Source organism: Caulobacter sp. LjRoot300 (assembly GCF_964253875.1).
In the GTDB taxonomy this organism is placed as follows: Bacteria; Pseudomonadota; Alphaproteobacteria; order Caulobacterales; family Caulobacteraceae; genus Caulobacter.
Genome location: NZ_CAXUSA020000002.1, coordinates 998,398 through 1,021,962 on the forward strand (window position 1 = coordinate 998,398; position 23,565 = coordinate 1,021,962).

At 68.0% G+C, this 23,565-nt stretch carries 24 protein-coding genes; 13 read left to right on the forward strand and 11 right to left on the reverse strand.

Annotation, left to right across the window (positions count from 1 at the left end; translation table 11 throughout):
• Nucleotides 1-142 precede the first annotated feature (142 nt).
• Nucleotides 143-1,096 carry a hypothetical protein gene (locus ACSQ2G_RS09955; RefSeq protein ID WP_436030411.1) on the forward strand — a complete coding sequence of 318 codons (954 nt, stop codon included), beginning with the start codon at nt 143-145 and terminating at the stop codon, nt 1,094-1,096.
• A 9-nt stretch (nt 1,097-1,105) separates the two neighbouring features.
• Here the strand turns inward: ACSQ2G_RS09955 and ACSQ2G_RS09960 are convergent, their stop codons facing one another.
• From ACSQ2G_RS09960 to rplU, 3 genes are all read right to left on the reverse strand, one after another.
• Nucleotides 1,106-1,639, reverse strand: a complete 534-nt coding sequence (locus ACSQ2G_RS09960) for a GNAT family N-acetyltransferase (protein ID WP_436030413.1) — start codon at nt 1,637-1,639, stop codon at nt 1,106-1,108.
• A 202-nt stretch (nt 1,640-1,841) separates the two neighbouring features.
• Nucleotides 1,842-2,111 (reverse strand): 50S ribosomal protein L27, encoded by a 270-nt coding sequence (rpmA, locus tag ACSQ2G_RS09965; protein WP_028038841.1) that lies wholly within the window; start codon nt 2,109-2,111, stop codon nt 1,842-1,844.
• Nucleotides 2,112-2,192: 81 nt separating this feature from the next.
• Nucleotides 2,193-2,705, reverse strand: coding sequence for a 50S ribosomal protein L21 (gene rplU, locus ACSQ2G_RS09970; RefSeq protein WP_436030416.1), 513 nt, complete (start codon nt 2,703-2,705; stop codon nt 2,193-2,195).
• Between the two features lie 186 nt (nt 2,706-2,891).
• Between rplU and ACSQ2G_RS09975 the strand changes: the two genes are divergently transcribed.
• Nucleotides 2,892-3,518 (forward strand): hypothetical protein, encoded by a 627-nt coding sequence (locus tag ACSQ2G_RS09975; protein WP_436030418.1) that lies wholly within the window; start codon nt 2,892-2,894, stop codon nt 3,516-3,518.
• 52 nt (nt 3,519-3,570) lie between these two features.
• Complete coding sequence (locus tag ACSQ2G_RS09980; protein ID WP_436030420.1) at nt 3,571-4,656, forward strand: CobW family GTP-binding protein; 1,086 nt, start codon at nt 3,571-3,573, stop codon at nt 4,654-4,656.
• Nucleotides 4,657-4,805: 149 nt separating this feature from the next.
• Here the strand turns inward: ACSQ2G_RS09980 and ACSQ2G_RS09985 are convergent, their stop codons facing one another.
• Both ACSQ2G_RS09985 and ACSQ2G_RS09990 read right to left on the reverse strand, forming a co-directional pair.
• Nucleotides 4,806-5,246 (reverse strand): ExbD/TolR family protein, encoded by a 441-nt coding sequence (locus tag ACSQ2G_RS09985; protein ID WP_436030422.1) that lies wholly within the window; start codon nt 5,244-5,246, stop codon nt 4,806-4,808.
• Nucleotides 5,247-5,403: 157 nt separating this feature from the next.
• Entirely contained in the window at nt 5,404-5,850 is a 447-nt protein-coding gene (locus ACSQ2G_RS09990; RefSeq protein WP_436030424.1) for a biopolymer transporter ExbD, read from the reverse strand.
• 235 nt (nt 5,851-6,085) lie between these two features.
• Here ACSQ2G_RS09990 and ACSQ2G_RS09995 point away from each other — a divergent pair, with 235 nt between their 5' ends.
• Nucleotides 6,086-7,093 carry a WD40 repeat domain-containing protein gene (locus ACSQ2G_RS09995; RefSeq protein ID WP_436030425.1) on the forward strand — a complete coding sequence of 336 codons (1,008 nt, stop codon included), beginning with the start codon at nt 6,086-6,088 and terminating at the stop codon, nt 7,091-7,093.
• Between the two features lie 105 nt (nt 7,094-7,198).
• Here ACSQ2G_RS09995 and ACSQ2G_RS10000 read toward each other — a convergent pair whose 3' ends face one another.
• Nucleotides 7,199-7,942: a copper homeostasis protein CutC gene (locus tag ACSQ2G_RS10000; RefSeq protein WP_436030427.1), complete on the reverse strand. Its 744-nt coding sequence runs from the start codon at nt 7,940-7,942 to the stop codon at nt 7,199-7,201.
• A 115-nt stretch (nt 7,943-8,057) separates the two neighbouring features.
• On the opposite strand from ACSQ2G_RS10000, the gene ACSQ2G_RS10005 reads away from it, so the two are divergent.
• The 4 genes from ACSQ2G_RS10005 (at nt 8,058) to ACSQ2G_RS10020 (ending at nt 11,724) form a co-directional block, all read left to right on the forward strand.
• Nucleotides 8,058-9,092: a N(4)-(beta-N-acetylglucosaminyl)-L-asparaginase gene (locus ACSQ2G_RS10005; RefSeq protein WP_436030429.1), complete on the forward strand. Its 1,035-nt coding sequence runs from the start codon at nt 8,058-8,060 to the stop codon at nt 9,090-9,092.
• Nucleotides 9,093-9,191: 99 nt separating this feature from the next.
• The gene (locus ACSQ2G_RS10010) at nt 9,192-10,424 is read left to right on the forward strand and encodes a DUF4331 family protein (RefSeq protein WP_436030431.1); all 1,233 of its coding nucleotides are present in this window, start codon (nt 9,192-9,194) and stop codon (nt 10,422-10,424) included.
• A gap of 2 nt (nt 10,425-10,426) precedes the next feature.
• On the forward strand, nt 10,427-11,275 hold the full coding sequence (locus ACSQ2G_RS10015; protein ID WP_436030433.1) for a DUF4198 domain-containing protein: 849 nt from the start codon (nt 10,427-10,429) through the stop codon (nt 11,273-11,275).
• Between the two features lie 71 nt (nt 11,276-11,346).
• Nucleotides 11,347-11,724 carry a nuclear transport factor 2 family protein gene (locus tag ACSQ2G_RS10020; RefSeq protein WP_436030435.1) on the forward strand — a complete coding sequence of 126 codons (378 nt, stop codon included), beginning with the start codon at nt 11,347-11,349 and terminating at the stop codon, nt 11,722-11,724.
• Here the strand turns inward: ACSQ2G_RS10020 and ACSQ2G_RS10025 are convergent.
• Nucleotides 11,715-12,557, reverse strand: a complete 843-nt coding sequence (locus ACSQ2G_RS10025) for a helix-turn-helix transcriptional regulator (protein ID WP_436030437.1) — start codon at nt 12,555-12,557, stop codon at nt 11,715-11,717. The two genes, ACSQ2G_RS10020 and ACSQ2G_RS10025, sit on opposite strands and share 10 nt — an antisense overlap.
• A gap of 250 nt (nt 12,558-12,807) precedes the next feature.
• The gene (locus tag ACSQ2G_RS10030) at nt 12,808-13,485 is read right to left on the reverse strand and encodes a nitroreductase (RefSeq protein WP_436030440.1); all 678 of its coding nucleotides are present in this window, start codon (nt 13,483-13,485) and stop codon (nt 12,808-12,810) included.
• A 103-nt stretch (nt 13,486-13,588) separates the two neighbouring features.
• Between ACSQ2G_RS10030 and mtgA the strand changes: the two genes are divergently transcribed.
• On the forward strand, nt 13,589-14,266 hold the full coding sequence (mtgA, locus tag ACSQ2G_RS10035) for a monofunctional biosynthetic peptidoglycan transglycosylase (RefSeq protein ID WP_436030442.1): 678 nt from the start codon (nt 13,589-13,591) through the stop codon (nt 14,264-14,266).
• An 11-nt stretch (nt 14,267-14,277) separates the two neighbouring features.
• The gene (locus ACSQ2G_RS10040; RefSeq protein WP_436030444.1) at nt 14,278-14,832 is read left to right on the forward strand and encodes a GNAT family N-acetyltransferase; all 555 of its coding nucleotides are present in this window, start codon (nt 14,278-14,280) and stop codon (nt 14,830-14,832) included.
• On the opposite strand, the gene ACSQ2G_RS10045 is transcribed toward ACSQ2G_RS10040, so the two are convergent.
• Both ACSQ2G_RS10045 and ACSQ2G_RS10050 read right to left on the reverse strand, forming a co-directional pair.
• Complete coding sequence (locus tag ACSQ2G_RS10045) at nt 14,829-16,748, reverse strand: monovalent cation:proton antiporter-2 (CPA2) family protein (RefSeq protein WP_436030446.1); 1,920 nt, start codon at nt 16,746-16,748, stop codon at nt 14,829-14,831. The two genes, ACSQ2G_RS10040 and ACSQ2G_RS10045, sit on opposite strands and share 4 nt — an antisense overlap.
• 83 nt (nt 16,749-16,831) lie before the next feature.
• A complete protein-coding gene (locus ACSQ2G_RS10050) occupies nt 16,832-17,443 on the reverse strand; it encodes an NAD(P)H-dependent oxidoreductase (protein WP_436030448.1) in 612 nt (203 codons plus the stop codon).
• 96 nt (nt 17,444-17,539) lie between these two features.
• Here ACSQ2G_RS10050 and ACSQ2G_RS10055 point away from each other — a divergent pair, with 96 nt between their 5' ends.
• Entirely contained in the window at nt 17,540-18,265 is a 726-nt protein-coding gene (locus tag ACSQ2G_RS10055) for a CoA transferase subunit A (RefSeq protein WP_436030449.1), read from the forward strand.
• Nucleotides 18,265-18,906 (forward strand): 3-oxoacid CoA-transferase subunit B, encoded by a 642-nt coding sequence (locus tag ACSQ2G_RS10060; protein ID WP_436030451.1) that lies wholly within the window; start codon nt 18,265-18,267, stop codon nt 18,904-18,906. Before ACSQ2G_RS10055 ends, ACSQ2G_RS10060 begins: the two co-directional genes overlap by 1 nt.
• A 138-nt stretch (nt 18,907-19,044) precedes the next feature.
• Here the strand turns inward: ACSQ2G_RS10060 and ACSQ2G_RS10065 are convergent, their stop codons facing one another.
• On the reverse strand, nt 19,045-20,628 hold the full coding sequence (locus tag ACSQ2G_RS10065; RefSeq protein ID WP_436030453.1) for an ArnT family glycosyltransferase: 1,584 nt from the start codon (nt 20,626-20,628) through the stop codon (nt 19,045-19,047).
• A gap of 196 nt (nt 20,629-20,824) precedes the next feature.
• Between ACSQ2G_RS10065 and ACSQ2G_RS10070 the strand changes: the two genes are divergently transcribed.
• Nucleotides 20,825-23,362 carry a TonB-dependent receptor domain-containing protein gene (locus ACSQ2G_RS10070; RefSeq protein WP_436030455.1) on the forward strand — a complete coding sequence of 846 codons (2,538 nt, stop codon included), beginning with the start codon at nt 20,825-20,827 and terminating at the stop codon, nt 23,360-23,362.
• Nucleotides 23,363-23,565: the final 203 nt, after the last annotated feature.

A 23,565-nucleotide genomic window follows, 5' to 3' on the forward strand; every position in this document is an offset into this window, starting at 1 on the left:
TTCGGATGGCTGAATCGGGTCCGGAAGCGGCGCTTTGCCGCGCCGAACCGCGTTCGCCATCGTGACGAAATGTTAAAACTGATCATGCGACAAACGGTCCTATGAACACGGCGGCAGGACTATTGCGCGGGGAGGGCTGGCGTTGACGACGATTTCGGACGCCGAGTTTGCGCATGATCTCCAGGAACTGACGCTGCCGACCCTGTGTCGCAAGTACACCCACGAGGCCTCGCTCCATCGCAACATGCTGATGAGCCGGGGCACGGGCCTGGCGCCGGAATGGCGCGATTTCCGCGCCTTCCTGATCGCCGTCGGCCGTCGCCCGAGCGACGCGCACAACTTCATCCTGCTCAATCGCAACGAACGCACCTACGGCCCCGGACGGGCGCGGTGGATGACGTCGGACGAACAGGCCGTCCACGAGGAGGCGTTCGACCGCCAGCAGGCCGCCAAGAGCCGCGAGGCCCATCAGCTGGTGCACCAGGCCGCGGCGATGAAGCGGGCCGGCGCTCCCAACGCCCCGAACTTCGGCCAGTGGACACCGATGGCCGGCCGCCAGGTGGCCTATACCGAGGTCGCCAAGCGCCTGGCGATCCCGATCAACGCCCTGAACAAGACCATGGCCGACGGTCGCACGGCCGACGACCTGGTCAAGCGCTCGGGCTCGGCCCAGGAGCTAATCAATCCGGATCTGCAGTGGCTGCCGCCGGACCCGACCCGCAAGGCCAACTTCTTCGAGGCCTTCCGCATCTGGCACATGCAGGTGCAGCCGCAGTTCGCCCGCGCCGCCACCCCGACCTTCCTGTTCCTCTACATCGCCCTGCCGGTGATGAAGGAGTGCCGGGACGAGCTGATGGGCCTGAACCTGTGGAACCCGCTGGGCCAGCGGGCCATGAACGCCCGCGACAGCCACGTGGCCTGGAAGAAGTACTGCGAGTTCATGCCGCGGGCCCAGGTGGCGATGATGGAAATCCCGATCTACGCCACCTATTCGCTGCTCAGCGACCTGGACGCCCTGTGCGAGCGGATCGTGGTCGCCGAGAAGCGGTTCCGCGAAGGCCCGCAGAAGGTCGTCGCGACGCACCGGGCGGCCTAGGCGCCGGGCTTAGGCCAGCCAGACCATCATCCGGGTCGGCACGGGCTGGCCCCGCGCCGCCGACGGCTTGTGCTCGACGACGCCCGTATACAGGAACCCCGCCTTGACCAGCACCTGGCCCGAGGCCGGGTTGTCGGCGAAGTGGCCGGCGACGACCACCTTCCTGCGCCAGTCGTTGCGCGCCCAGACCAGGGCGCCCTGGGCCGCTTCGGTCGCCAGGCCGCGACCCCAGTAGGGGCGGCCGATCCAGTAGCCGACCTCCAGGTGGCCGACCTGCGGGGTGAAGAAGCCCAGCACCCCGACCACGCCCTCGTCCTCGAGGTCGATCACGAAGGTGGCGTCCTTGCGCCGATCTTGGACTTGGCAGCGGGCCACGAAGCCGTCGGCGTCGCTCTGGCTGTAGGGCCAGGGCATGCGGGTGGTCATCTTGGCGATCGCGTAGTCGCCGCACAGCGCCGCGATCCGCGACGCATCGTCGATCCGGGGAGCCCGCAGCGTCAGCCGCCGCGTCTCGATGATCGGAGCCTTGTCGATCACGCACATAGGCGCGCCTCCCGTTCTCGGTCCTTCTAGGTGGGGACCGTGACGCTCGGATTTCAGGCCTGAGGTCCTTTTGCGGCCAAGAAATTTCAAGCGCGGACAAAACAAAAGCGGGGAGCCCGGCGTCCGGACTCCCCGCTTGGGTTTCGTCTGTCCGGATCGTCTTTCTTTTGGAAAGCGCGACCCGGTTTCTACGCGGTTCGCGCTATTCGGCGGCCTGGGCCGGAGCAGCTACGTTCACGTAGGTACGGTTGTTGCGCTTGGTGACAAAGCCCACCGCGCCCTCGATAAGGGCGAAGAGGGTATGGTCCTTGCCCATGCCGACATTGGCGCCCGGATAGAACTTGGTGCCGCGTTGACGGATGATGATGTTGCCGGCGGCGACCTTCTGGCCACCGAACTTCTTCACGCCAAGACGACGGCCAGCCGAGTCGCGGCCGTTGCTGGACGAACCACCAGATTTCTTGTGAGCCATAGCGGCCTCCTAGTTCCTTTGGTCCGGTTTCTCTTTAGAGACCTGGATCAAGCTAATCGTTCAATGAGCCCCGCGAGGGTCTCAGGCTTCGGCTTCCGGAGCGGTCTCGGCGGCGGCCTTCTTCGGCGCGGCCTTCTTCTTCGGAGCAGCGGCGGCTTCGGCCTTCACCGGAGCGGTCGGGATCGTCGCCGGGACGGCGGCGTCACCCAGGCCGCGGGCGCGGGCGTTCAGGATCACCTTCGGGGTCAGGTCGATGACGCCTTCCCACTTGGTTTCCTTGCCGCCGCCGGCGACCGAGGTCACGCGGATGACCGACTCGGTCTGGCGGTGACCGCGGGTGCGGCGATAGCCCTGGCGGCGGATCTTCTTGAAGATCTTCACCTTCTCGCCCTTGCGGGTTTCGAGCAGGGTTCCGGAGACGACAGCGCCGTCCACGAGAGGGGCGCCGACCGTCACGGCCTCGCCTTCGCCAAGCATCAGGACTTCGCCGAAAGCGACTTCCGCGCCCGGTTCACCGTCGAGCTTTTCGACAACCAGCAGGTCGCCGGCTTGGACCCGGTACTGCTTGCCGCCGGTTTTGATCACCGCGTACATAGGTTAGCGCCTTAAGAAACGTGCGTTCGCAAAATAGGGAACGCCCGCGAGGAAACCCAGCGGGCGAGGGGGCGGACTTATACAGGCCAAGCCCGGTGAGTCAACGGCCGGATGCGGCTTTCCGGCAACCTTCGCGAGTCATATCAGGGCTGGTATGTTACAATGTAACATACTAAAGGTCGGGGCGTGAATACGACCTTCTTCGCCTCCGTCGCCGCCACCGGTTTCGCCGTGGCCTTCCTGCATGCGGCCCTGCCCACGCATTGGCTGCCGTTCGTGCTGGTGGGCCGCGCCCAGAAGTGGACCACGGGCCGCACCCTGGGCGTCACGCTGCTGGCGGGCCTGGGCCATGTGGGGCTGACGATCGTGCTGGGCCTGGCGGTGGTGGCCGCCGGCCTGGTGGCCCAGCCGCATGTCGGCGGCTATTTCCACTGGATCGTCGGCGGCCTGATGGCGGCGATCGGCGTCTTCTACCTGGTGCGGGGCCGCCACAAGCACGCGACGATGGACGGGGCCCGCAAGTTCGCCTCGGACAAGGCGGCGATCACCGCCCTGGTGGTGCTGCTGACCCTGTCGCCGTGCGAGGCCTTCCTGCCTTATTATCTGGCGGGGATGGAGCACGGCGTGATCGGCTTCGTCATCCTGAGCGCGGTGCTAATGGCCGCCACGGCGGCGGGCATGCTGGTGTTCACCGGCCTCAGCCTGGCGGGCTTCAACCGCCTGGGCTTGGAGCGGCTGGAGCAGTACGAGGAGATCATCCTCGGCGTCGCCTTGATCGTGATCGGCGCGGCCGTGGCGTTCCTCAAGACCTGACGCCGTTCAGGGGGTGCTTTCGCAAGCCGCGCATCACCCCTAAATAGCGCGCATGACCCAAGACACCGCGACCTCCGGCAAGATCCCCGTCACCGTGCTGACCGGCTATCTCGGCGCCGGCAAGACCACCCTGCTCAACCGCATCCTCACCGAGGAGCACGGCAAGCGCTACGCCGTGATCGTCAATGAGTTCGGCGAGGTCGGCATCGACAACGACCTGGTGGTCGGGGCCGACGAGGAAGTGTTCGAGATGAACAACGGCTGCGTCTGCTGCACGGTGCGCGGCGACCTGATCCGGGTGCTGCAAGGCCTGATGAAGCGGAAAGGCGGCTTCGACGCCATCGTGGTCGAGACCACGGGCCTGGCCGATCCGGGCCCGGTGGCCCAGACCTTCTTCGTCGACGACGACGTCAAGGCCCGCACCTATCTGGACTCGGTCACCGCCGTGGTCGACGCCAAGCATATCCTGCTGCGCCTTGGCGACTCCAAGGAAGCCGTCGAGCAGATCGCCTTCGCCGATCAGATCGTGCTCAACAAGACCGACCTGGTTTCGGAAGACGACCTGCGCCACGTCGAGGCCCGCATCAAGCGGATCAACCCGCTGGCCCCGATCCACCGCGCCCAGCGCTCGAACGTGCCGCTGGAGGCCATCATCGGCAAGCACAGCTTCGACCTGGGGCGGATCACCGAGCTGGAGCCGACGTTCCTGAACCCGGCCCACGGCGAGGACGGCCACGTGCACGACGAGCACTGCGGCCACGACCATCATCATCACGACCATGACCATCATCATCATGGTCACGACCACCATCACCACGACGCCAAGAGCGACATCCACGACGACGGGGTGAAAGGGATCTCCCTGACGCTGGACAAGCCCGTCGACGGCCAGAAGATCACCGTCTGGCTCAACGAGCTGCTGGCCCGCCGCGGCCCGGACATCCTGCGCGCCAAGGGCATCATCGACGTCCGGGGCGAGGAGCGCCGCCTGGTGTTCCAGGCCGTGCACATGATCCTGGAAGGCGACTTCCAGCGCCCGTGGACCGACAAGGACAAGCGCTACAGCCGCATGGTGTTCATCGGCCGCGACCTGGACGAGGCCGAACTGAAGGCGGGTTTCGAGGCGACGGCGGCTTAAAGAGGAGCCCTCCCCCTGTGGGGGAGGCGATCGCGCAGCGATCGGTGGGGGGAGTTTCAGGGAGATCCCGCAAGATCTTGCCCGCCGATCACGCCCCCCTCCGTCGGCTTCGCCGACACCTCCCCCACAGGGGGAGGATCCAAAACGTCTTAATGCAGATCCTCGTTGATGATCCCGATCTGCGTCCAGCCTTCGGTGTGGACGCGGTCGATCACCCCCATCAGCGCTTCATAGGGCACGTCGGCCTGGGCGCTGACCATCAGGCGCTGGTCCTTGCGCGGACCCTGCGGGCCATTGGCGGCGAAGCTGGCGCTCAGGTCCTGGGACAGGGTCCCCAGGCTGGTGGGCCGCCCCGCCAGATAGAGGGCGCCCGAATTCTGGATGGCGATCAGCACTGGCGGCTTGGGCGGGACGGCGGCGTCCTTGGCCGGCGGCATGTCCAGCTTGATCGAGGTCGTCGCCATCGGCACGGCGACCATGAAGATGATCAGCAGCACCAGCAGGATGTCGACGAACGGCGTGACGTTGATGTCCGCGTTCTGCCGGATCGTATAGGCCCCGCCGCCGCCGCCCGCGAGTTTCGTCGCCATGACCTGTTTCCTTCCCTTGCCCGGTTTGCGGGTCGATTGAAGTTACGGGTGTAGTTTCTCTTCTTTCTTACGTTTGTAAAGCGCCTGCGCGACAGGCATGAAAAAGGGGCCGGACGCTTGGCGTCCGGCCCCTGATTTTTCGCCAACCGGCGAAGACCTAGTGGATGTCTTCGTTGATCAGGCCGACCTTGTACCAGCCGGCGGTCTGCAGGGCGTTCAGCACGCCCATGAAGTCGGCATAGGTCACGTCGGCGTCGGCGCGGACCATGACGCGCTGGTCGTCCTTCGGGCCGGCCTGGCCGGTCGCGTTGAACTTGGCGTCCAGGTCGAACTGCAGGTTGTCCAGGCTGGTCTGCTTTTCAGCGACGTACAGCGCGCCCGACTTCTGGATCGAGATGAACACCGGTTCCTTGGGCTTGAAGCCAGGAGGCGGCGGGGTCGCCGGCGGCAGGTCCACCTTGATCGCCACGGTCGCCATCGGCACGGCGACCATGAAGATGATCAGCAGCACCAGCAGGATGTCGACGAAGGGCGTGACGTTGATTTCGGAGTTCTGGCCGAGCGAATAACGACCGCCCCCACCGCCAGCAAGTTTAGCCGCCATAGCCTGACTGTCTCCCAAGGGCCGCGTCTGTCGCGGTCCCGAAAATGTTAGATCGCCACGTCTGGCGCAGACGGGCGCGGAAGTAAAGCCCGACGACGCGGCGCGATGGCAACCCCTTTTGTGAGTCTTTTTGGCGGAACGGCGTTCAAATGGCGGGTTCTCCGCACCCTGCTCGCGCCCCACGCGCATTGACGCGCGACTAGGCGCCCGCATCGGGGCGCGGTATGGCGCGCGGATGATCTATTCCTTCGACGCCTATGTCACCGCCGCCCTGTTCGACCGCGCCGGCCGCGCCGCCTTCGCCCTCGGCGACGGCACGGTGCGATTCGAAAACGAAGGCGGTTTCGTCACCGTGGAAGCCCATGCCGGCGCCGTCCTGGCCGCCGCCGTCCATCCGTCGGGCCGCGGGATCGTCACCGGCGGCGACGACGGCAAGGTGGTCTGGAGTCGGGTCGAGGGCGACGAGGTGGCCGCCACCCTGGTGGCCGAGGTCAAGGGCCGTTGGATCGAGCACGTCGCCGCCAGCGCCGCCTCGGGCTTGATCGCCTTCACCGCCGGCAAGGAGGCCCAGGTCCGCGACTCGGCCGATCCGACGTTCCTGCGCGTCTTCCCGCACGAGCGGACCGTCTCGGGCCTGGCTTTCGACCCGAAGGGCCGCCGGCTGGCCACGGCCGGCTATGGCGGCGTCTCGCTGTGGTGGGCCAAGATCGAGGGCCAGAAGCCGCAGGTGATGAAGTGGGCCGGCAGCCACATCGCCGCCGTGTTCAGCCCCGACGGCAAGTTCCTGGTCTCGTCGATGCAGGAGAACCAGCTGCATGGCTGGCGGCTATCGGACGCCAAGGACATGCGGATGGGCGGCTATCCGGCCAAGATCAAGAGCCTGGCCTTCTTCGACAAGGGCAACCTGATGGTCACCGCCGGCGCCAACGGCGCGGTGGTCTGGCCGTTCGCCGGCGCCAACGGCCCGATGGGCAAGGAAGCCGCCGAGATCGGCTTCTCGCGCGATTCGATGGTCGTGCGGGTGGCCGGCGTCGAGGCCCTGCCGGTGGCGATCGCCGGCCAGGACAACGGCAAGATCTGGGGCGCCCATATGCGCTCGGGCCGCATCGAGACCCTCAAGGCCGAGAAGGGCGCGGCGATCAGCGCCCTGTCGGTCTCGGCGGACGGCAGCCGGCTGGCCTGGGGCGACGAGGACGGCGAGGCCGGCGTCATCGCGATCCCGGCGATGGACACGCGGTTCTAGAAAAGACCCCCTCAGTCGCTCTGCGACAGCTCCCCCAGAGGGGGAGCATCTGCTCGGCGTAGATCCTCCCCCTCTGGGGGAGGTGGCCCGGAGGGCCGGAGGGGGTTACAGCTCCGCCAGCACCTTCACCACGGCCTCGACCACGGCCCGGTCCGTATCCCGCAGCCCATCCTGCACGAAGCCCAGCTTGTAGGCCCGGTCCTCGTGGCCTTGGCCCTGGCCATACGCCATCGGCCCGCTGCACGAGCCGTGCACCTCGCGCACGCCGGTCCGCGCCACCAGTTGCGCCACGTTCGAGGGATTGACCCCGCCGCCGGCCAGGATGGCGATGCGGCCGGCGGCCCGCTCGACCAGCGCCGCGATCGTCTCGGCCCCGGCCATGGCGTTCAGGGCGCAGCCGGAGGTCAGGATCCGCTCGAAGCCCAGGTCGATGGCGGTCTCCAGCGCCGCCATGGGATCGGGCGTCAGGTCGAAAGCCCGGTGCAGGGTCACGCCCAGGCCCTCGGCATGGGCGACCAGCATCGACAGGGCGTCGACATCCAGCTCTCCGGTGGACCGGTTTGCGCCAACCACCACCCCGGCCAGGCCTGCCTCGCGCACGGCGTCGATGTCGCGGAAGATGGCGTCCAGGTCGCCGGCGTCATAGACGAAGTCGCCGTTGCGCGGCCGGATCATCGGATAGATCGGGATGCTGGCTTCCGCCGCCAGGGCCATCAGCCCGGGGGCCGGGGTCAGGCCCTGCAGGGCCAGGGCCGAGCACAGCTCGATCCGGTCCGCCCCGCCCTCGATCGCCGCCGCCAGCCCGGCGGGCGTATCGACACAGACTTCCAGGATCACGCGGTCGGACATCTTCGCCTCTCCGATGCTCAGGCTTGAGATAGTCGCGCGGCCAACGTCGAAACCCGTATCCGTTTTCGGCCGCCACGCTCTAGGATTCGCAAAACGCACGTCTTGGAGCACACCCATGCTGAATCGCAGAGGCCTAATCGGCGCCTCCCTGGCCGGACCGGCCCTGGTCGGCGTCCGCGCCGCGGCCGCCGCCGAACCGGCCGGGGGCGGGACGGGGATCCAACTGACCCGGCCCTGCGTGATCTCCACCTGGGACTTCGGCGTGCCGGCCAACCAGGCGGCCTGGGCGATCCTGAGCCAGGGCGGTCGCGCGCTGGACGCCGTCGAGGCCGGAGCCCGCATCCCGGAGCAGGACCTGAAGAACCACAGCGTCGGCCGCGCCGGCTATCCCGACCGCGACGGTCACGTCTCGCTGGACGCCAGCATCATGGACGAGCAGGGCAATTGCGGCGCCGTGGCGGCCCTGGAGCACATCGCCCACCCGATCTCGGTGGCCCGGGCGGTGATGGAAAAGACCCCGCACGTCCTGCTGGTCGGGGCCGGCGCCCTGCAGTTCGCCCAGGAACAGGGCTTCCCGCGCGAGGAGCTGCTGACCCCCGAATCCCGCGCCGCCTGGGAAGCTTGGAAGAAGGACGCCAAGTACGCCCCCAAGGCCAACAGCGAGGTCGGCGACTACGGCAAGACCTCGGGCCAACTCGGCACGCCGGGCGGGGTGGGCAACCACGACACGATCGGCATGCTGGCCCTGGACGCCAAGGGCAACCTGTCGGGCGCCTGCACCACCAGCGGCATGGCCTGGAAGCTGCGCGGCCGGGTCGGCGATTCACCCATCGTCGGGGCGGGGCTCTATGTCGACAACGATGTCGGCGCGGCCACCTCGACCGGCGTCGGCGAGGAGGTGATCCGCAACGTCGGCAGCTTCCTGGTCGTCGAGCTGATGCGCCAGGGCCGCTCGCCCCAGGACGCCTGCAAGGAGGCCGTCGCCCGGATTCTGAAGAAGAAGCCGCAGGCCAAGGACATCCAGGTGGGCTTCCTGGCTGTCAACAAGCAGGGCCAGGTCGGCGCCTGGGCGATCCAGAAGGGCTTCACCTACGCCCTGTGCGACGGGGCGAAGCAGGATCGGCTGGTGGCGGGGGAAAGCTTTTACTGAGCGGGTGATCAGGGCGTGCTCGCAGATCGCTAAAGATTTCGACAGCGGCCAACCGCGCTTCCGAGGCCTTCTGCGGCTCCAATCTTCTGGAGCCACGCCATGCCTTGGACCATCAACACTCGCCGCGCCCTGGCGGCCGGACTTGCGAGCACGGCGGCGTTGCTGCTGGCCGCCGCCGGTCCGGCGCGGGCGTCCGACCATCTGGACACCCCCAGCGTCATAGCCGATCCCCGGGCCGACATCGGCGACATCTTCGCCTGGACTTCGCCGGATAAGCGCAAGCTGAACCTGGTGATGGCGATCGTCGGCCACGGGTTCTCCAAGGACCTGGCCTATGTCTTCCACGTCGACAGCGGCGAGCGGTTCGGCAAGACGACCGCGACGACCACGATCTCGTGCCGATTCAGCGGCGCGGAGATCCGCTGCGAGGCGGGCGACGACGAGGTCCAGGGCGATGCGAGCCATCCGGAGGGGCTGGTCTCGCGCCATTACCGCTATCGCGTCTTCGCCGGCCTGCGCGATGATCCGTTCTTCAACAACGTCAAGGGCACGCGCGAGGCCTACGACTTCGCCGCCGCCGCCCTGAAGGCTGGCGCGCCTCTGGACGAGGCCGGTTGCCCGGCCTTCGACAAGTCGACCTCGGCCGGGATCCTGAACCGCTGGCGACACACGCGCGGCGGGCCGGCCCAGAACCTGCTGTCGGGCTGGACCCCGGCTTCGCTGGTCGTGTCGATCGACCTGCCGGCGGTGTCGCGCGGCGGCAGGATGCTGGCGGTGTGGGGCGAGACGGTCGGACCCAAGGGCCGCATCGACCGAATGGGCCGACCGCTGACCGGCAACGCGCTGCTGGCCACGCTGGAGCCCGAAGCCGTCAGCGACGCCCTGAAAGAGGCCTACAACCACGCCACCCCCGCGACCTCGGACGCCTTCATCCCCGAGATCGAGAAGACCCTGGGCCTCTACGACGCCTTCGACGGCGAGTGCGGCAACGCAATGATCGCCGACCACGCGGCCGGGGCGTCGCGCTACCTGAACCTGGCGATCCTGCTGGCCGACGATCGACTATGGATCGACGGCGCCGGCAAGCGGTGCACGACTCTGTTCGCGGTGGAACTGGCCGCCCTGGCCGGCCGCCGCGACCTGGCCGGCGACTGCGGCGGCCGCACGCCGAACTACGACGCCGTCGACGTTTACCGCTCGCTGCTCGCGACGGGCCGCCTGACGGGCGTCGACGACGGCGTCGACCATGACGACCACGTCCATTCCGACACCGAGTTCCCGTTCCTGGCCGCGCCCGACGGCCCGGCCTACGTCGCGCGCAAGGAGCCCTGACCATGACCCGTTTCACCGCTGGCCTTCGCTGCCTCCTGCCGGCCGCCGGCGCCCTGGTCCTGGCCTGCGGGCCGCAAGGGGCCGCGGCGCACGAGTTCTGGATCCAGCCCGAGCGCTTCTGGCTGCCGGCCGGAACGTCCACGCCAATGACCCTGCAGGTCGGCACGGGGACCGAGCGCCAGCGCTCGCAGTTGCCGCCGCGCCGCGTGCTGCGGTTCGACGCCACAGCGTTGGACGGCGAGCCTCAGGACCTGCGCCCGGCCCTGACCCTGGGCGCGCCGGACGCCGATGGCGCGCTGAGCTTCGCGCAACCCGGCGCCTATGTCGTGACGCTGCGCAGCGACGCCAACGCCCAGAGCCACCAGTCAGCCGCCAGGTTCAACGCCTATGCGGAGGAAGAAGGATTGACCCCGGCTCTGGAGACCCGCGCCGCGAAGGGTCTGCAAGCCATTGACGCCTCCGAACGCTACAGCCGGCAGACCAAGGCGTTGATCCAGGTCGGCGACGGCGGCGCTCAGGAGGCGGTCACCCGACCCGTGGGCCTGGCCCTGGAAATCGTGCCGGAGGTCAGCCCCTACGTCCTGCCGCGTTCCACGACCCTGCCGGTCCGGGTGCTCTACGAGGGCCAGCCCCTGGCGGGCGCGTTGGTCAAGCTCACCGACCTGGCCGACGACGCCGCCCCCCTGGAGCAGCATCGCACTGACGACGAGGGCCGCGCGGGCTTCGCCATGCCCAGCAGCGGGGCCTGGATGATGGACGTGGTGTGGACCAAGCCGCTGACCGACGAAGGCGTCGACTTCGAGACCGTATTTTCCAGCCTCAGCTTCGGCTTTCCCGTTCGAACACGCTGAGGCGCGTTACCCCGAACGACCAGCCGCGCGTTCGACAATCATCGGGGCTCACGCCGACAGGAGACGGACTCATGACAGGTAGAGACGGCGACGCGATCGTCCGCGCGGTGTTCGCGGCCTATGCCGCCAAGGATCGGGCGGCCATCGAGCGATTGATCGCGTCGGACTTTCATTTCACCAGTCCGCTCGACAATCGCCTCGATCGCGCGACCTATTTCGAGCGGTGCTGGCCCAACAGCGGGGGGATCGAGGGCTTCGATTTCGTCCGCCTGGTGACCGGCGACGACCAGGTCGCGGTGACCTACGAGGGACGCGTGGCGGGCGGGAAGCGGTTCCGCAACACGGAGATTTTCACCCTGCGGGGTGATCAGGTCGCGGAGGTCGAGGTCTATTTCGGTTGGTCGCTGCCCCATCCGGCTCCGGCCGGCGGGTTCGTCGATCAGGCATAGCGGCGCGGCGGCGCGACGGCGCATCGGAAGTCGCCCGGGCTCTGGCCGTAGTGTTGGCGAAACGCCGCGCTGAAATGGCTGTGGCTGGAGAAGCCGAGGTCCAGGGCCAGGTCGGTCAGATCCTCGCAATCGCCCAGCCGGTCCAGAGCGCGGGCCAGCCGCAGCCGCAATTGGTAGCGATAGAGGGGCTGGCCTTCCGCCTGGGCGAAGACCTGGGTCAGGTAGACCGGCGAGACGCCGACTTCGGCGGCCACCTCGACCAGGGTCCAGCGGCGGGCCGGATCGGAGGCCAGGACCAGCTTGGCCCGGTCCGCCAGCTTGCGGCGGCCGTAGCTGGCCGCCAGGGCGGGGGAGGCGCGCTCGCCCAGGGCGCGGCGGACCAGGTCCAGGGTCAGGGTCTCGGCCTGCAGCGGCTCGAGAGCGCCGCGCGCCAGGCCGCGCCGCAGCCGGGCGGCTAGGGCCTGGACCGCCGGATCGACGCCTCGCGTCGGTCGCCGGAACACCGCCAGATCGCCGTCCTCCAGCTGTTCGGCGGGCGACAGTTCGGTCAGCAGCGCCTCGTCGAGCGACACCGACAGGCAGGCGTCGCCGCCGCCGATCGGATGGCTGATGGCGTATTCCTGGCCTTGGTTGAAGAACACGAGCTGATTGGCCTCGGCCACGCTCTCCTGACGCCCAACATGGCGCACATAGGCGCCGCGATAGGGGAAGACCAGATGGGTCGCCCCGGCGCATTCGCTGGCGCTCCTGTGCCGGCAGGCGCCGTTGCAGGCCACGTCGCGGACGCCGACCGTCGGGGTTTGCAGCAGCAGGGTGACGCTGAGTTCGTTCATGGCGTCCGCTATCGGCGGACGGGGTTACGGCGGCAATGACCTGGGAGGTTATGGCCCTAAGTTCCTCCACCGATGGGGAGGGCGATCGCCTGACTTACTGCTCAAAGAGCTTGTCATCCCGGACAAGCTTGGCGAAGCCGAGCGCCGATCCGGGACCGCCACAGACGCTGAGTTCACGCGTCGGTCCCGGATCTTCGCGCTGCGCGCTCGTCCGGGATGACAGCTGCTTTTGCCCGGCGCAGGATGAGGATCAGTCGAACCCCCGCATCACCCCCCACTCGTCGAACGGCTCGCGCCGCGAGCGCCAGCTGTTCACCGCCGCCGTCTCGTCGCGATAGCCCAGGGCCATGCCGCAGAACAGCATGTGGTCGGCGGGCAGGTCCAGGAAGGCGCCCGTCAGCCTGCCATAGGCCGACCAGAACTCCTGGGCGCAGGTGTCCAGGCCCCGCTCGACGGCCAGCAGCATCAGGGTCTGCATGTACATGCCGATGTCCGACCACTGCGGCGGGCCGCAGTCGCGATGCACCGAAAAGAACAGGGCGACCGGGGCGCCGAAGAACTCGGCGTTGCGGGCGAATTGCTGGAGGCGGCCCAGCTTGTCCTCGCGCGGGATGCCGAGCGAGGCATAGAGGTCCTCGCCGACCTGGTAGCGGCGGGTGCGCAGCGGCTCCCAGAGGTTGGGCGGATAGACGTGGTATTCCGGCTCGTCGCGGTCCATCAGCCGCGAGGCGACCAGGGTCTTGAAGTCTTTCAGGGGTTCGCCGGAGAGGGCATGCACCACCCAGGGCTGGAGGTTGCCGCCGGACGGGGCGCGGGCGGCCGCCTCCAGCAGGGCGCGCACCACGGCGCCGGGCACGGGGTCGGGCTTGAAGGCGCGAACCGACATCCGGCGCTCGACGGCCTCGGAAACGGTCTGGAACTGGGTCATCAAGGCCTCGCTAACGGCTGGGCGGCTATCCCCGCGACACAGGCTTGGCTAGCATCCGGCCGCAGGGTCAACGCAAGCGTGGCGAAAGACGAGGGGGCGATCGGTGAAGGTGCTGGTGCGGAACATCCTGGTGGCGCTGTTCATCGTGCTGGTCGCCGGGCCGGTGCTGACGGTGATCGTCTACCGCTTCGTGCCGCCGCCCGCGACGCCGCTGATGGTCATCCGCCTGGCCGAGGGCAAGGGCTGGAACCATCGCTGGCGGCCGATCGACGAGGTCTCGCCCGCCCTGCCGCGCGCCCTGATCGCCGCCGAGGACGCCCGGTTCTGCGACCACCACGGCTTCGATCTCGACGCCTTGCAAAAGGCCTACGAGAACAACGGGAAGGGCAAGAAGATTCGCGGCGGCTCGACCATCAGCCAGCAGACGGCCAAGAACGTCTTCCTGTGGCCGGGGCGCTCCTATGTACGCAAGGGGCTGGAGGCCTATTTCACGGTGCTGATCGAGACGCTGTGGGGCAAGAAGCGGATCATGGAGGTCTATCTGAACTCCATCGAATACGGTCCCGGCATCTATGGCGCCGAAGCCGCCTCGCGGACCTATTTCAAGGTCGGGGCCGACAAGTTGACCCCGCTGCAGGCGGCGCGGCTGGCGGCGATCCTGCCCAGCCCGCTGAAGTGGAAGGCGGTCAATCCGGGCCGCTACGTCAAGAAACGCTCCAGCCGGATCGGCCAGGCTTCGGGCGCGGTGCGCCGTGGCGGCCTGGCCGCCTGCGTGGCCTAGGGGGAAACGTCATGACCGTCGTTCTGGGACCGACCCTGGAGACCGAGCGCCTGATCCTGCGCCCGCCGGTCGCGGCCGATCTCGATGGCTGGGCGCAGCTGATGGGCGATCCCGAGGCGGCGCGGTTCATCGGCGGCCGGATGGCCCGCAGTCCCGCCTGGCGAATGATGGCCGCCGTCGCCGGATCCTGGGCCTTGCAGGGCTTTGGCATGTTCTCGGTGGTCGAGAAGGCCAGCGGTCGCTGGGTCGGTCGGGTCGGCCCCTGGCGGCCCGAGGCTTGGCCCGGCGGCGAACTGGCCTGGGGGCTGCATCCGGCCTTCCACGGCAGGGGCTACGCGGTCGAGGCGGCTGGCGCGGCCATGGACTGGGCCGTCGACCACCTGGGCTGGGACGAGGTGATCCACTCGATCGACCCTGAGAACCATGCCTCCAAGCGGGTGGCCGAACGCCTGGGCTCGCGCCTGCTGCGGATGGGCCACCTGCCCGAACCCTATCACGAGAAGGCGCTGGAGCTTTGGGGGCAGAGCGCGGACGCGTGGAGGGCGCGGCGGGCCAAGCAGACCTAGTTCGCCCCCTCCCGGCGCGCGCCCTCGCGTTCGGCCCGTTCCTTCAGCTCCTCGTCGAGACTGGCGGTGTCCCACGAGCCGACGGCGTCGCCGGGGCGCAGGCGCGCCAGGTCGGCGTTGAGCAGCTTGTCCATGGTCCGGGCCGCGTCGCGCGAGGCCAGGATATAGGCCTCCTCCTGGCCCCAGACGGGACGCAGGTCCTCGAACGACTTGCGGTCGTGGCGACGGAAGATGCCGGCGGCGCGGTGGGCGCGGTGGGCGCGGTAGCCCAGCTTCTGCAGGGCGGTGGTCCCCAGGGCCAGGGCGGCCTCGAAGGTCTCGCGCTCGACCGCGTCGGCGCCGTTGGCCAGCAGGTCGTAGGCGTGGCGGCGGTCCCAGGCCCGGGCCAGGATCACCAGGTCGGGGAAGGCCTTGCGGGCCGTCTCGACCAGCTCGACGGTCTTTTCGCGGTCGTCCAGGGCGACGATCAGCATCCGGGCCCGCTCGATGCCGGCGGCCCGTAGGAGGTCCATCCGCGTGGCGTCGCCATAGTGCACCCGGCGGCCGAAGCGGCGCAGCAGGTCGATCTGCTCGATGTCGCTGTCCAGCACGGTCGAGCGGAAGCCATTGGCGGTCAGCAGACGGCCGGTGATCTGGCCGAAGCGGCCGAAGCCGGCGATGATGATGTCCGGCTCGCCGTCCTCGAAGTCGCCGGTGTCGGGGACCTGCTTGGGGATGGCGGCGTCCATCATCGCGGCGATCCGCTCGTAGAGGATCATCGCCACCGGGGTCAGGGCCATCGAGACGGCGACGGCGGCGGTCAGCAGGGCCGCCAGGGTCGCGCCGATCACACCGGCCCCGACCGTGAAGCTCAGCAGCACGAAGGCGAATTCCCCGCCCTGGGCCAGGGCGGTAGCGACGGCCGCCGCGCCCCGCGCCGGGGCCCCGAACAGTCGCGCCAGGCCGAACATCACCGCGAACTTCAGGACCATCAGCCCCAGAACCAGGCCGATCAGGGTCAGGGGCTGGCCGGCCACGAGCCTCAGGTCGATGCCGGCTCCGACGGTGATGAAGAACAGGCCCAGCAGCAGGCCGCGGAACGGCTCGATGTCGGTCTCCAGCTCGCGGCGGAACTCGCTCTCGGCCAGCACCACCCCGGCCAGGAAGGCGCCGAGGGCGGGAGACAGGCCGACGGTCTGCATGATGGTCGCCACGCCGACCACGATCAGCAGGGCCGCGGCGGTGAAGATCTCGCGCAGGCGGGCCTCTGCGATGAAGCGGAAGATCGGCCGCACCATGTAGCGGCCGCCGCCGACCACCGCGCCCACGGCCACCAGCACCGACAGGCCCTGGGCCCAGGGCGGCAGGTGGGCGACCAGGCTGGCGCCGCCATGGCCCTCGGCCGCGGCGGCGTGGACCGGCGGGGCGATGGTCGCCAGGGTCGGCAGCAGGGCGAACATCGGGATCACGGCCAGGTCCTGCAGCAGCAGGATGCCGAAGGCGGCGCGGCCGACCGGCCCTTGCCTCAGGCCCTTCTCGTCCAGGGTCTGCAGCACGATGGCCGTCGACGACATGGCCAGCACCATCCCCACGGCCAGGGCCGTCTGCCAGGGCAGGCCCAGCAGCATCGACACGCCGGCGATGGCCAGAGAGGTGCCGACCACCTGGGCGCCGCCGAAGCCGAAGATCGCCTTGCGCATGTCCCACAGGGTCGAGGGCTGGACCTCCAGCCCGATCAGGAACAACAGGATGACCACGCCGAACTCGGCGAATTTCATCACGTCGGTCTGTTCGCCGACCAGCGACAGGGCGAACGGGCCGATCACCACCCCGGCGATCAGGTAGCCCAGCACCGAGCCCAGGCCCAGGCGCTTGGCGATCGGCACCGAGATGACGGCGGCGCCGAGATAGACCAGGGCTTGCAGGAGGAAGGGCATCAGTCGGTCTCTACTCTACGGTCGTCATGCCCCGCCCGAAGCGGCGGACGGCGATGGTTGGGGTCGGCAATGGTCGTCATCATCTACGCGCCCAGCTCCGCGTCGGCCGGCGCGGCCAGCAGCGAGGCGATGCGCGCCCGGTAGCGCTGAGCCTCGGCCTTCAGCTCCTCGTCGTCCTTGGTCGCCGCGCCGTGCACCACGAAAGGCGTCTCCCAGACCATGCCGCACAGATAGGCGGTCTGCTCCAGCGGCCGCAGGAATTCGTCCATCGAGAAGCGGTTGTAGCCGTGGGCGTGATAGGCCTTGGCCGCCCCGCCGGTGGTGCAGGCGGCGAACAGGCGCTTGCCGGCCAGGGCGTTGCCCTCGATCCCGTAGGCGAAGCCGTGCAGCCAAACCAGGTCGAACCACTCCTTCAGCAGGGCCGGGGTCGAGTACCAGTAGAGCGGGAACTGCACCGCGACCACGTCGTGGGCCAGAAGCTTCTCCTGCTCGGCCTCGATGTCGATCGCGAAGTCCGGATAGGTCTCGTAGAGATCGTGGAAGGTGACGCCCTCCAGCCCCTTGGCCGCCTTGGCCAGGGCGCGGTTGGCGCGAGAGCGTTCAAGCGCCGGGTGGGCCAGGGTCAGCAGCACGCCCGAGGTGGCGGGCGTCACGAGGCCGGTGCTAGCTTCCGTAGGGTTAGCCCGATCCGTCACGCCGCTACTCCACGCATCGAAATTTTATTCATCAAGGGTTGAATTTCTCCGGCCGGCGGCTCAGAGCAGTCGGCGAACGTCGCTCCGGGAGGAACCATGGTCGACAAGGTCAAGTCCACAGCCGGCGAAGCGCTGGCGGGTCTTTTATTCGATGGCATGACCATCATGGCTGGGGGCTTCGGCCTGTGCGGCATTCCCGAGAACCTGATCGCGGCGATCCGCGAGGCGGGGACCAAGGACCTCACGGTCATCTCCAACAATTGCGGCGTCGACGGCTTCGGCCTGGGGATCCTGCTGGAAAACCGCCAGATCAAGAAGATGGTCTCGTCCTATGTGGGCGAGAACAAGCTGTTCGAACAGCTCTACCTCAGCGGCGAACTGGAACTGGAGTTCAATCCGCAGGGCACCCTGGCCGAGCGCATCCGCGCCGGCGGGGCGGGCATCCCCGCCTTCTTCACGCGCACCGGCTACGGCACCCTGGTGGCCGAGGGCAAGGAGACCCGCGAGTTCGACGGCGAGATGTACGTGATGGAACGCGGCCTGACCGCCGACCTGGCCATCGTCAAGGCCTGGAAGGCCGACGCCGAGGGCAACCTCGTCTACCGCAAGACCGCCCGCAACTTCAATCCGATGATGGCCACGGCCGGCAAGGCCACGCTCGTCGAGGTCGAGGAGATCGTGGCGATCGGCGCGCTCGACAAGGACGCCATCCACACGCCCGGCATCTATGTCGACCGCCTGATCCTGGGCGCGAAGTTCGAGAAGCGGATCGAGCGCGTCACCACCCGTCCTCGTGAAGAAAAGACTGGGGAGACCGTGTAATGGCCTGGACGCGTGACCAGATGGCCGAACGGGCGGCCAAGGAGCTGCGGGACGGCTTCTACGTGAACCTCGGCATCGGCATCCCGACCCTGGTGGCCAACTACATCCCGCAGGGCATGTCCGTGACCCTACAGAGCGAGAACGGCATGCTGGGCATGGGCCCCTTCCCCTATGAGGGCGAGGAAGACGCCGACCTGATCAACGCCGGCAAGCAGACGATCACCGAGCTGGAGTCGAGCTCGTACTTCTCGTCGGCCGACAGCTTCGCCATGATCCGCGGCGGCCACATCGCCCTGTCGATCCTGGGCGGCATGCAGGTGGCGCAGAACGGCGACCTGGCCAACTGGATGGTGCCCGGCAAGATGGTCAAGGGCATGGGCGGGGCCATGGACCTGGTGGCCGGCGTCAAGCGGGTGGTGGTGGTCATGGACCACTGCGAGAAGTCCGGCGCCCCCAAGCTGCTGCACCGCTGCAGCCTGCCCCTGACCGGGGCCGGGGTGGTCGACCTGCTGATCACCGAGTTGGGCGTATTCGAGATCAACCGCGGCAAGACTCCGGTGCGGCTGATCGAACTGGCCCCGGGCGTGACCGTGGACGAGGTCAAGGCCAAGACCGAGGCGGCGTTCGAGGTGGCCATCTAAGGTCCTCCCCCTGTGGGGGAGGTGTCGGCGAAGCCGACGGTGGGGGGGAGTCGGCCGGTGGCCCAGCCCTGGGGCTGACGATCCGAAGACTCCCCCCACCGGCCTACGGCCGCCTCCCCCACAGGGGGAGGGGCTAGTTTAGGGCGTCGGCTCGGGATCCGGCGGCAGCCCCGTCTTCGGATCCCGCGGCACCGGCGCGAACCCCTCGGCGATGAACAGGTCCGTCCGCCGCGAGCGCTTCTTGTCCAGCCGCACACGGACGATCTGCAGGTCCGAGGTCTTGGCGAAGTCCTGCTTGATCTTGGCGCGGTAGGTGCCCTCCAGGCTGGCGATCAGCGCCCGGCGGCCCAGGGCGGCGTCCAGGGGGGCCTCGGCCTCGGCCTGGTTGCGGGCCGCGATCTCGTGCACCCACATCCGCAGCGGCGGGGCCGCCGGCGTGCCGAAATAGCCGCGGCCGTAATAGGCGGCGACGTTGTAGAGGAAGCGGTCGTCGACGGCGACGGCGGTCAGGCCGCCGTGCAGGGCCTGCTCCTCGCGCGAGCGCTCGATGATCGCCTGCACCGTCTGGTCCCAGCCGCGGGCCCGCTTGAAGGCGTTGGCCATGCCCATGGCCTCGGCCGTGCGCGGGTCGATCACCCAGGCCAGGAACACCGCCGCCAGAACCGCCTGCAGGGCCAGTCCGCCGACCAGCCAGCGGCGGGCCTCCCAGCGCAGCAGCCAGGCGGCGACCAGCACCGAGCCGGCGACATAGGCCGCGCCGGCCCAGTTGGCGTTGGCCCGCGACACGAAGGCCTGGGCCGCCACCGTGACCAGGGGCGGCAGGGCGAAGCACAGCAGCATGACGTCGGCCGGCGCCAGCCGCTTGCGGACCGCCAGCAGCAGGGCCCCGCCGCCCAGCACGCCGAACGGCACCGGGCCGAACACCCCGAACTGCGAGCCGACGAACTGGACCAGCTCGCCCGGATTGAACAGCTTGCCGGCCTTCCAGTTGGCGTTGGCGGCCGTGTGCTCCAGGGTCGAGAAGTGGTGCTGATAGTTCCAGATCATGTTCGGAGCGAAGACCGCGAACAGGGTGACGAAGAAGGCGAGCGCCATGGCCGGCGTCCAGGCCCGCCGGGCCTCGCGCGACAGGAAAAGGTGCGCGCCAAGGCTGGCCAGGGCGTAGATCGCCGCGTACTTGGACAGGAACGCCAGGCCCAGGGCCGCGCCCATGCCGGCCGCCAGCCAAGTCCGCGCCCGTGGCGAGGCGTCGGGCAGGGCGACGCAGGCCCAGATCATCAAGGCCAGGAAGAACAGCAGCGGGGTGTCGGTGGTGATCAGCACCGACGACAGCTGGATGCCCGGCATCAGGATGAAGATCGCCGCCGCCGCCGCCCCGACCCAGCGTCCGCCCCGCTCGGCGCCGTAGAGCCGCGTGGCGATGCGCGCGATCACCAGGGCCGTGCCGGCGTTGATCAGCGGCGAGCCGATGCGCAGCCAGGCCTCGGCGTCGCCGCCGATCCGCGTGGTCGCCCAGATCAACCAGGCGATGACCGGCGGCTTGGAGAAATAGCCGAAATCCAGGTGGCGCGACCACAGCCAGTACTGGGCTTCGTCCGGGTACAGCTCCAGCGGGGTGACGAACAGGGCTACGACCCGCAGAACCGTCAGAACCCCGACCAAGATCAGCGTCAGCCGCCAGATTCGCGCCTGAGCCCGCCGCGCCGTTTCATCAAGGGCCACGCTGTTTTCTCCCGCATAAGTAAGAGGACGCTGACTAAATCTTCCGCAAGCGGGCCCCTGGAGCGGGTTTATCCGCGATCGTGGCCTTTCCGTCACCAAACCTTCTAAATAGGTCGCTAAAGAGCCTCTCAATGATATGGCCAGGCGGGATTCATGCACCCCGTCGCGGCTTGAACGAGGGGACTAGATCAAGATGATGACGAAAAAGCTCGCCTGTCTGGCGTCGACCGCTCTGGTCGGCTGCCTGCTCAGCGCCACCGCCGCCATGGCCCAGTCGTCGGGCACGACCGAGGTGGATCAGGTCGTCGTGACCGCGACCGGCGCGAAGTCGATCGCCGGCGCCGTGGTCGCCGAGACCGCGCCGAAGTCGCGTTCGACCATCGACCAGGAATTCATCAGCCACCAGGCGCCCGGCCAGACCATCCTGCAATCGCTGAACATGGTCCCGGGTCTGTCGTTCACCAACAACGACCCCTACGGCACCAGCGGCGGCAACATCCGTCTGCGCGGCTTCGACGGCGCCCGTATCTCGCTGACCTTCGACGGCATCCCGACGAACGACACCGGCAACTACGCGCTGTATTCGAACCAGCAGCTGGACCCGGAACTGATCGAGAAGGCCAGCGTCACCACCGGCCAGACCGATATCGACACCCCGACCATCTCGGCCACCGGCGGCGTCATCAACTACACCACCCTGAAGCCCACCGAGGACTTCGGCGGCGCGGTGGTCGCCTCGTACGGCAGCTTCAACTACGGCCGCATCTTCGGTTTGATCAACAGCGGCGCCTTCGGCCCCTGGGGCACCAAGGCCTGGGTCTCGGGCTCGTACCAGAAGTACGACAAGTTCAAGGGCGAGGGCGACCTCGAGAAGACCCAGCTGAACGCCCGCATCTGGCAGGACATCGGTTCGAAGGGCGACTATGTCAGCCTGTCGGCCAACTGGAACATCAACCGCAACTTCAACTACAACTACGCTCAGCTCGGCACCTCGGACGGCTCGATCATCCCGGAAACCGCCCAGTACGGCTGGGACTGGGACTACCGCAACAACACCACGGCCACGACCGGCATCTACGACTGGATCAAGCCGACCAAGGTCGCTGGTACGCGTGACACCGACGCGAACGGTTCGAACTGGTGGGGCGGCCGCATCAACCCGTCGAACACGGGCAACCTGCGGATGAAGTCGCGCTTCAGCCTGACCGACAACCTGATCTTCACGTTCGACCCGTCGTTCCAGTACACGATGGCCAACGGCGGCACCCAGCAGGTGGCGATCAACGAATACGACGCCAAGCTGGTCGGCAAGGCCACCAGCTTCGCCAGCTGCAAGGTGGGCGCGATCTCGGCCACCAACCGCGGCGTCGACCTGAACGGCGACGGCGACTGCATGGACTCGGTCCGTTACATGTCGCCCTCGAACACCAACACCCGTCGTTACGGCGTCAACAGTTCGCTGATCTGGAAGCTGAACGACACCAACACCCTGCGCCTGGCCTACACCTTCGACCGCGGCCGTCACCGTCAGACCTCGGAAGCCGGCTACGTCGACCAGGACACCGGCCTCATGCGGAACTGGTTCGGCGGCAAGGAAACCTGGGGCGGCGATCGTATCGTCGGCGCCGACGGCGCCCTGCTGCGCTTCCGCGACCGCTTCTCGGTCGCCGAGCTGAACCAGGTCGCGCTCGAGTATCGCGGCAAGTTCCTGGACGACAAGCTGAACGTCACCATCGGCGTACAGCACAAGGAATTCACCCGCGAACTCAACCAGTTCTGCTACACCTCGAACGGCACCAGCACCGTGCTCTGCACCACGCAGGCTCCGAGCACCACCCTGGCCAACGGCAATGTCCAGTTCGCCGGATCGTCGACCCAGTACATTTCGCCGTTCGCCTACAGCGTTAAGGTCAAGAAGACCCTGCCGAACGTCGGCGTGTCCTATGACGTGAACGAGCACAACGCGCTCTACGCCAGCTACTCGGAACAGATCTCGGCCCTGAAGACGGACAGCTACTACACCGTCAAGCGCCTGGCCAACGGCTCGATCGGCTCGCTGAGCGCCGCTCCCGAAGCCACCAAGACGGGCGAAGTGGGCTACCGCTTCAACATGCCGGGCTACTACGCCACGGTCAGCGCCTACAAGACCGAGTTCAAGAACCGCGTCGTCTCCACCTACGATCCGGACACCGACTCGTATCGCGAGCGCAACGTCGGCGCCGTGGACATCAAGGGCCTGGAAGGGCAAGTCGGCGGTCGCCTGACCGACGAACTGTCGCTGGCCGCCTCGGCGACCTACACCGACGCCAAGTACCAGGACCCGCTGCAGGTCCAACCGGGCATCTTCGCCCCGATCAACGGCAAGCAACTGGTCGAAACCCCGAAGGTGATGTTCGGCGGTCGGATCAACTACGAGGACGGTCCGTTCCAGATCGCCGTCCAAGGCAAGTACACCGGCAAGCGCTACGCCACCGACCTGAACGACCTGGCCGTCGACGGCTACACCGTGTTCGACCTGGACGCTCGCTACACCCTGGACTCGGTGCTCAAGGGCGCCTTCATCCAGGTGAACATCTGGAACATCTTCGACAAGGAGTACTACGGCAGCCTGGGCACCCAGGTGACCGCCAACCCCGTGTTGAAGGCCGCCAACCAATACAACATCACCAACCAGCCCTATGGCTACATCGGCGCTCCGCGCACGGCCCAGGTCTCGTTGCGGATCAATTTCTAAGACAGACCAGGGCCCCGTCTCGACGGGATCCGAGAACGGGGGCGGTCCGGAAACGGGCCGCCCTTTTTCTTTTGTCGCACCCGTTTGCTTTTTGCTTTGACGCATTTCCTTCACGCGAACCGGAATCCACTTCGCTTGAAAATGCTCTAGAAGGGCGGCTTGACCCCGGGGCCGTCCCGGCCCATTTGCGCCTCCCGTTTCGA

What these genes read in the sequence shown, in the direction of transcription:
- ACSQ2G_RS09960 (WP_436030413.1), bottom strand. Translation starts at nt 1,639, where the DNA reads ATGTGCGTGATCGACAAGGCTCCGATCATCGAGACGCGGCGGCTGACG.
- rpmA (WP_028038841.1), bottom strand. Translation starts at nt 2,111, where the DNA reads ATGGCTCACAAGAAATCTGGTGGTTCGTCCAGCAACGGCCGCGACTCG.
- rplU (WP_436030416.1), bottom strand. Translation starts at nt 2,705, where the DNA reads ATGTACGCGGTGATCAAAACCGGCGGCAAGCAGTACCGGGTCCAAGCC.
- ACSQ2G_RS09980 (WP_436030420.1), top strand. Translation starts at nt 3,571, where the DNA reads ATGACCCAAGACACCGCGACCTCCGGCAAGATCCCCGTCACCGTGCTG.
- ACSQ2G_RS09985 (WP_436030422.1), bottom strand. Translation starts at nt 5,246, where the DNA reads ATGGCGACGAAACTCGCGGGCGGCGGCGGCGGGGCCTATACGATCCGG.
- ACSQ2G_RS09990 (WP_436030424.1), bottom strand. Translation starts at nt 5,850, where the DNA reads ATGGCGGCTAAACTTGCTGGCGGTGGGGGCGGTCGTTATTCGCTCGGC.
- ACSQ2G_RS09995 (WP_436030425.1), top strand. Translation starts at nt 6,086, where the DNA reads ATGATCTATTCCTTCGACGCCTATGTCACCGCCGCCCTGTTCGACCGC.
- ACSQ2G_RS10000 (WP_436030427.1), bottom strand. Translation starts at nt 7,942, where the DNA reads ATGTCCGACCGCGTGATCCTGGAAGTCTGTGTCGATACGCCCGCCGGG.
- ACSQ2G_RS10005 (WP_436030429.1), top strand. Translation starts at nt 8,058, where the DNA reads ATGCTGAATCGCAGAGGCCTAATCGGCGCCTCCCTGGCCGGACCGGCC.
- ACSQ2G_RS10010 (WP_436030431.1), top strand. Translation starts at nt 9,192, where the DNA reads ATGCCTTGGACCATCAACACTCGCCGCGCCCTGGCGGCCGGACTTGCG.
- ACSQ2G_RS10015 (WP_436030433.1), top strand. Translation starts at nt 10,427, where the DNA reads ATGACCCGTTTCACCGCTGGCCTTCGCTGCCTCCTGCCGGCCGCCGGC.
- ACSQ2G_RS10020 (WP_436030435.1), top strand. Translation starts at nt 11,347, where the DNA reads ATGACAGGTAGAGACGGCGACGCGATCGTCCGCGCGGTGTTCGCGGCC.
- ACSQ2G_RS10025 (WP_436030437.1), bottom strand. Translation starts at nt 12,557, where the DNA reads ATGAACGAACTCAGCGTCACCCTGCTGCTGCAAACCCCGACGGTCGGC.
- ACSQ2G_RS10030 (WP_436030440.1), bottom strand. Translation starts at nt 13,485, where the DNA reads ATGACCCAGTTCCAGACCGTTTCCGAGGCCGTCGAGCGCCGGATGTCG.
- ACSQ2G_RS10040 (WP_436030444.1), top strand. Translation starts at nt 14,278, where the DNA reads ATGACCGTCGTTCTGGGACCGACCCTGGAGACCGAGCGCCTGATCCTG.
- ACSQ2G_RS10045 (WP_436030446.1), bottom strand. Translation starts at nt 16,748, where the DNA reads ATGCCCTTCCTCCTGCAAGCCCTGGTCTATCTCGGCGCCGCCGTCATC.
- ACSQ2G_RS10055 (WP_436030449.1), top strand. Translation starts at nt 17,540, where the DNA reads ATGGTCGACAAGGTCAAGTCCACAGCCGGCGAAGCGCTGGCGGGTCTT.
- ACSQ2G_RS10060 (WP_436030451.1), top strand. Translation starts at nt 18,265, where the DNA reads ATGGCCTGGACGCGTGACCAGATGGCCGAACGGGCGGCCAAGGAGCTG.
- ACSQ2G_RS10070 (WP_436030455.1), top strand. Translation starts at nt 20,825, where the DNA reads ATGACGAAAAAGCTCGCCTGTCTGGCGTCGACCGCTCTGGTCGGCTGC.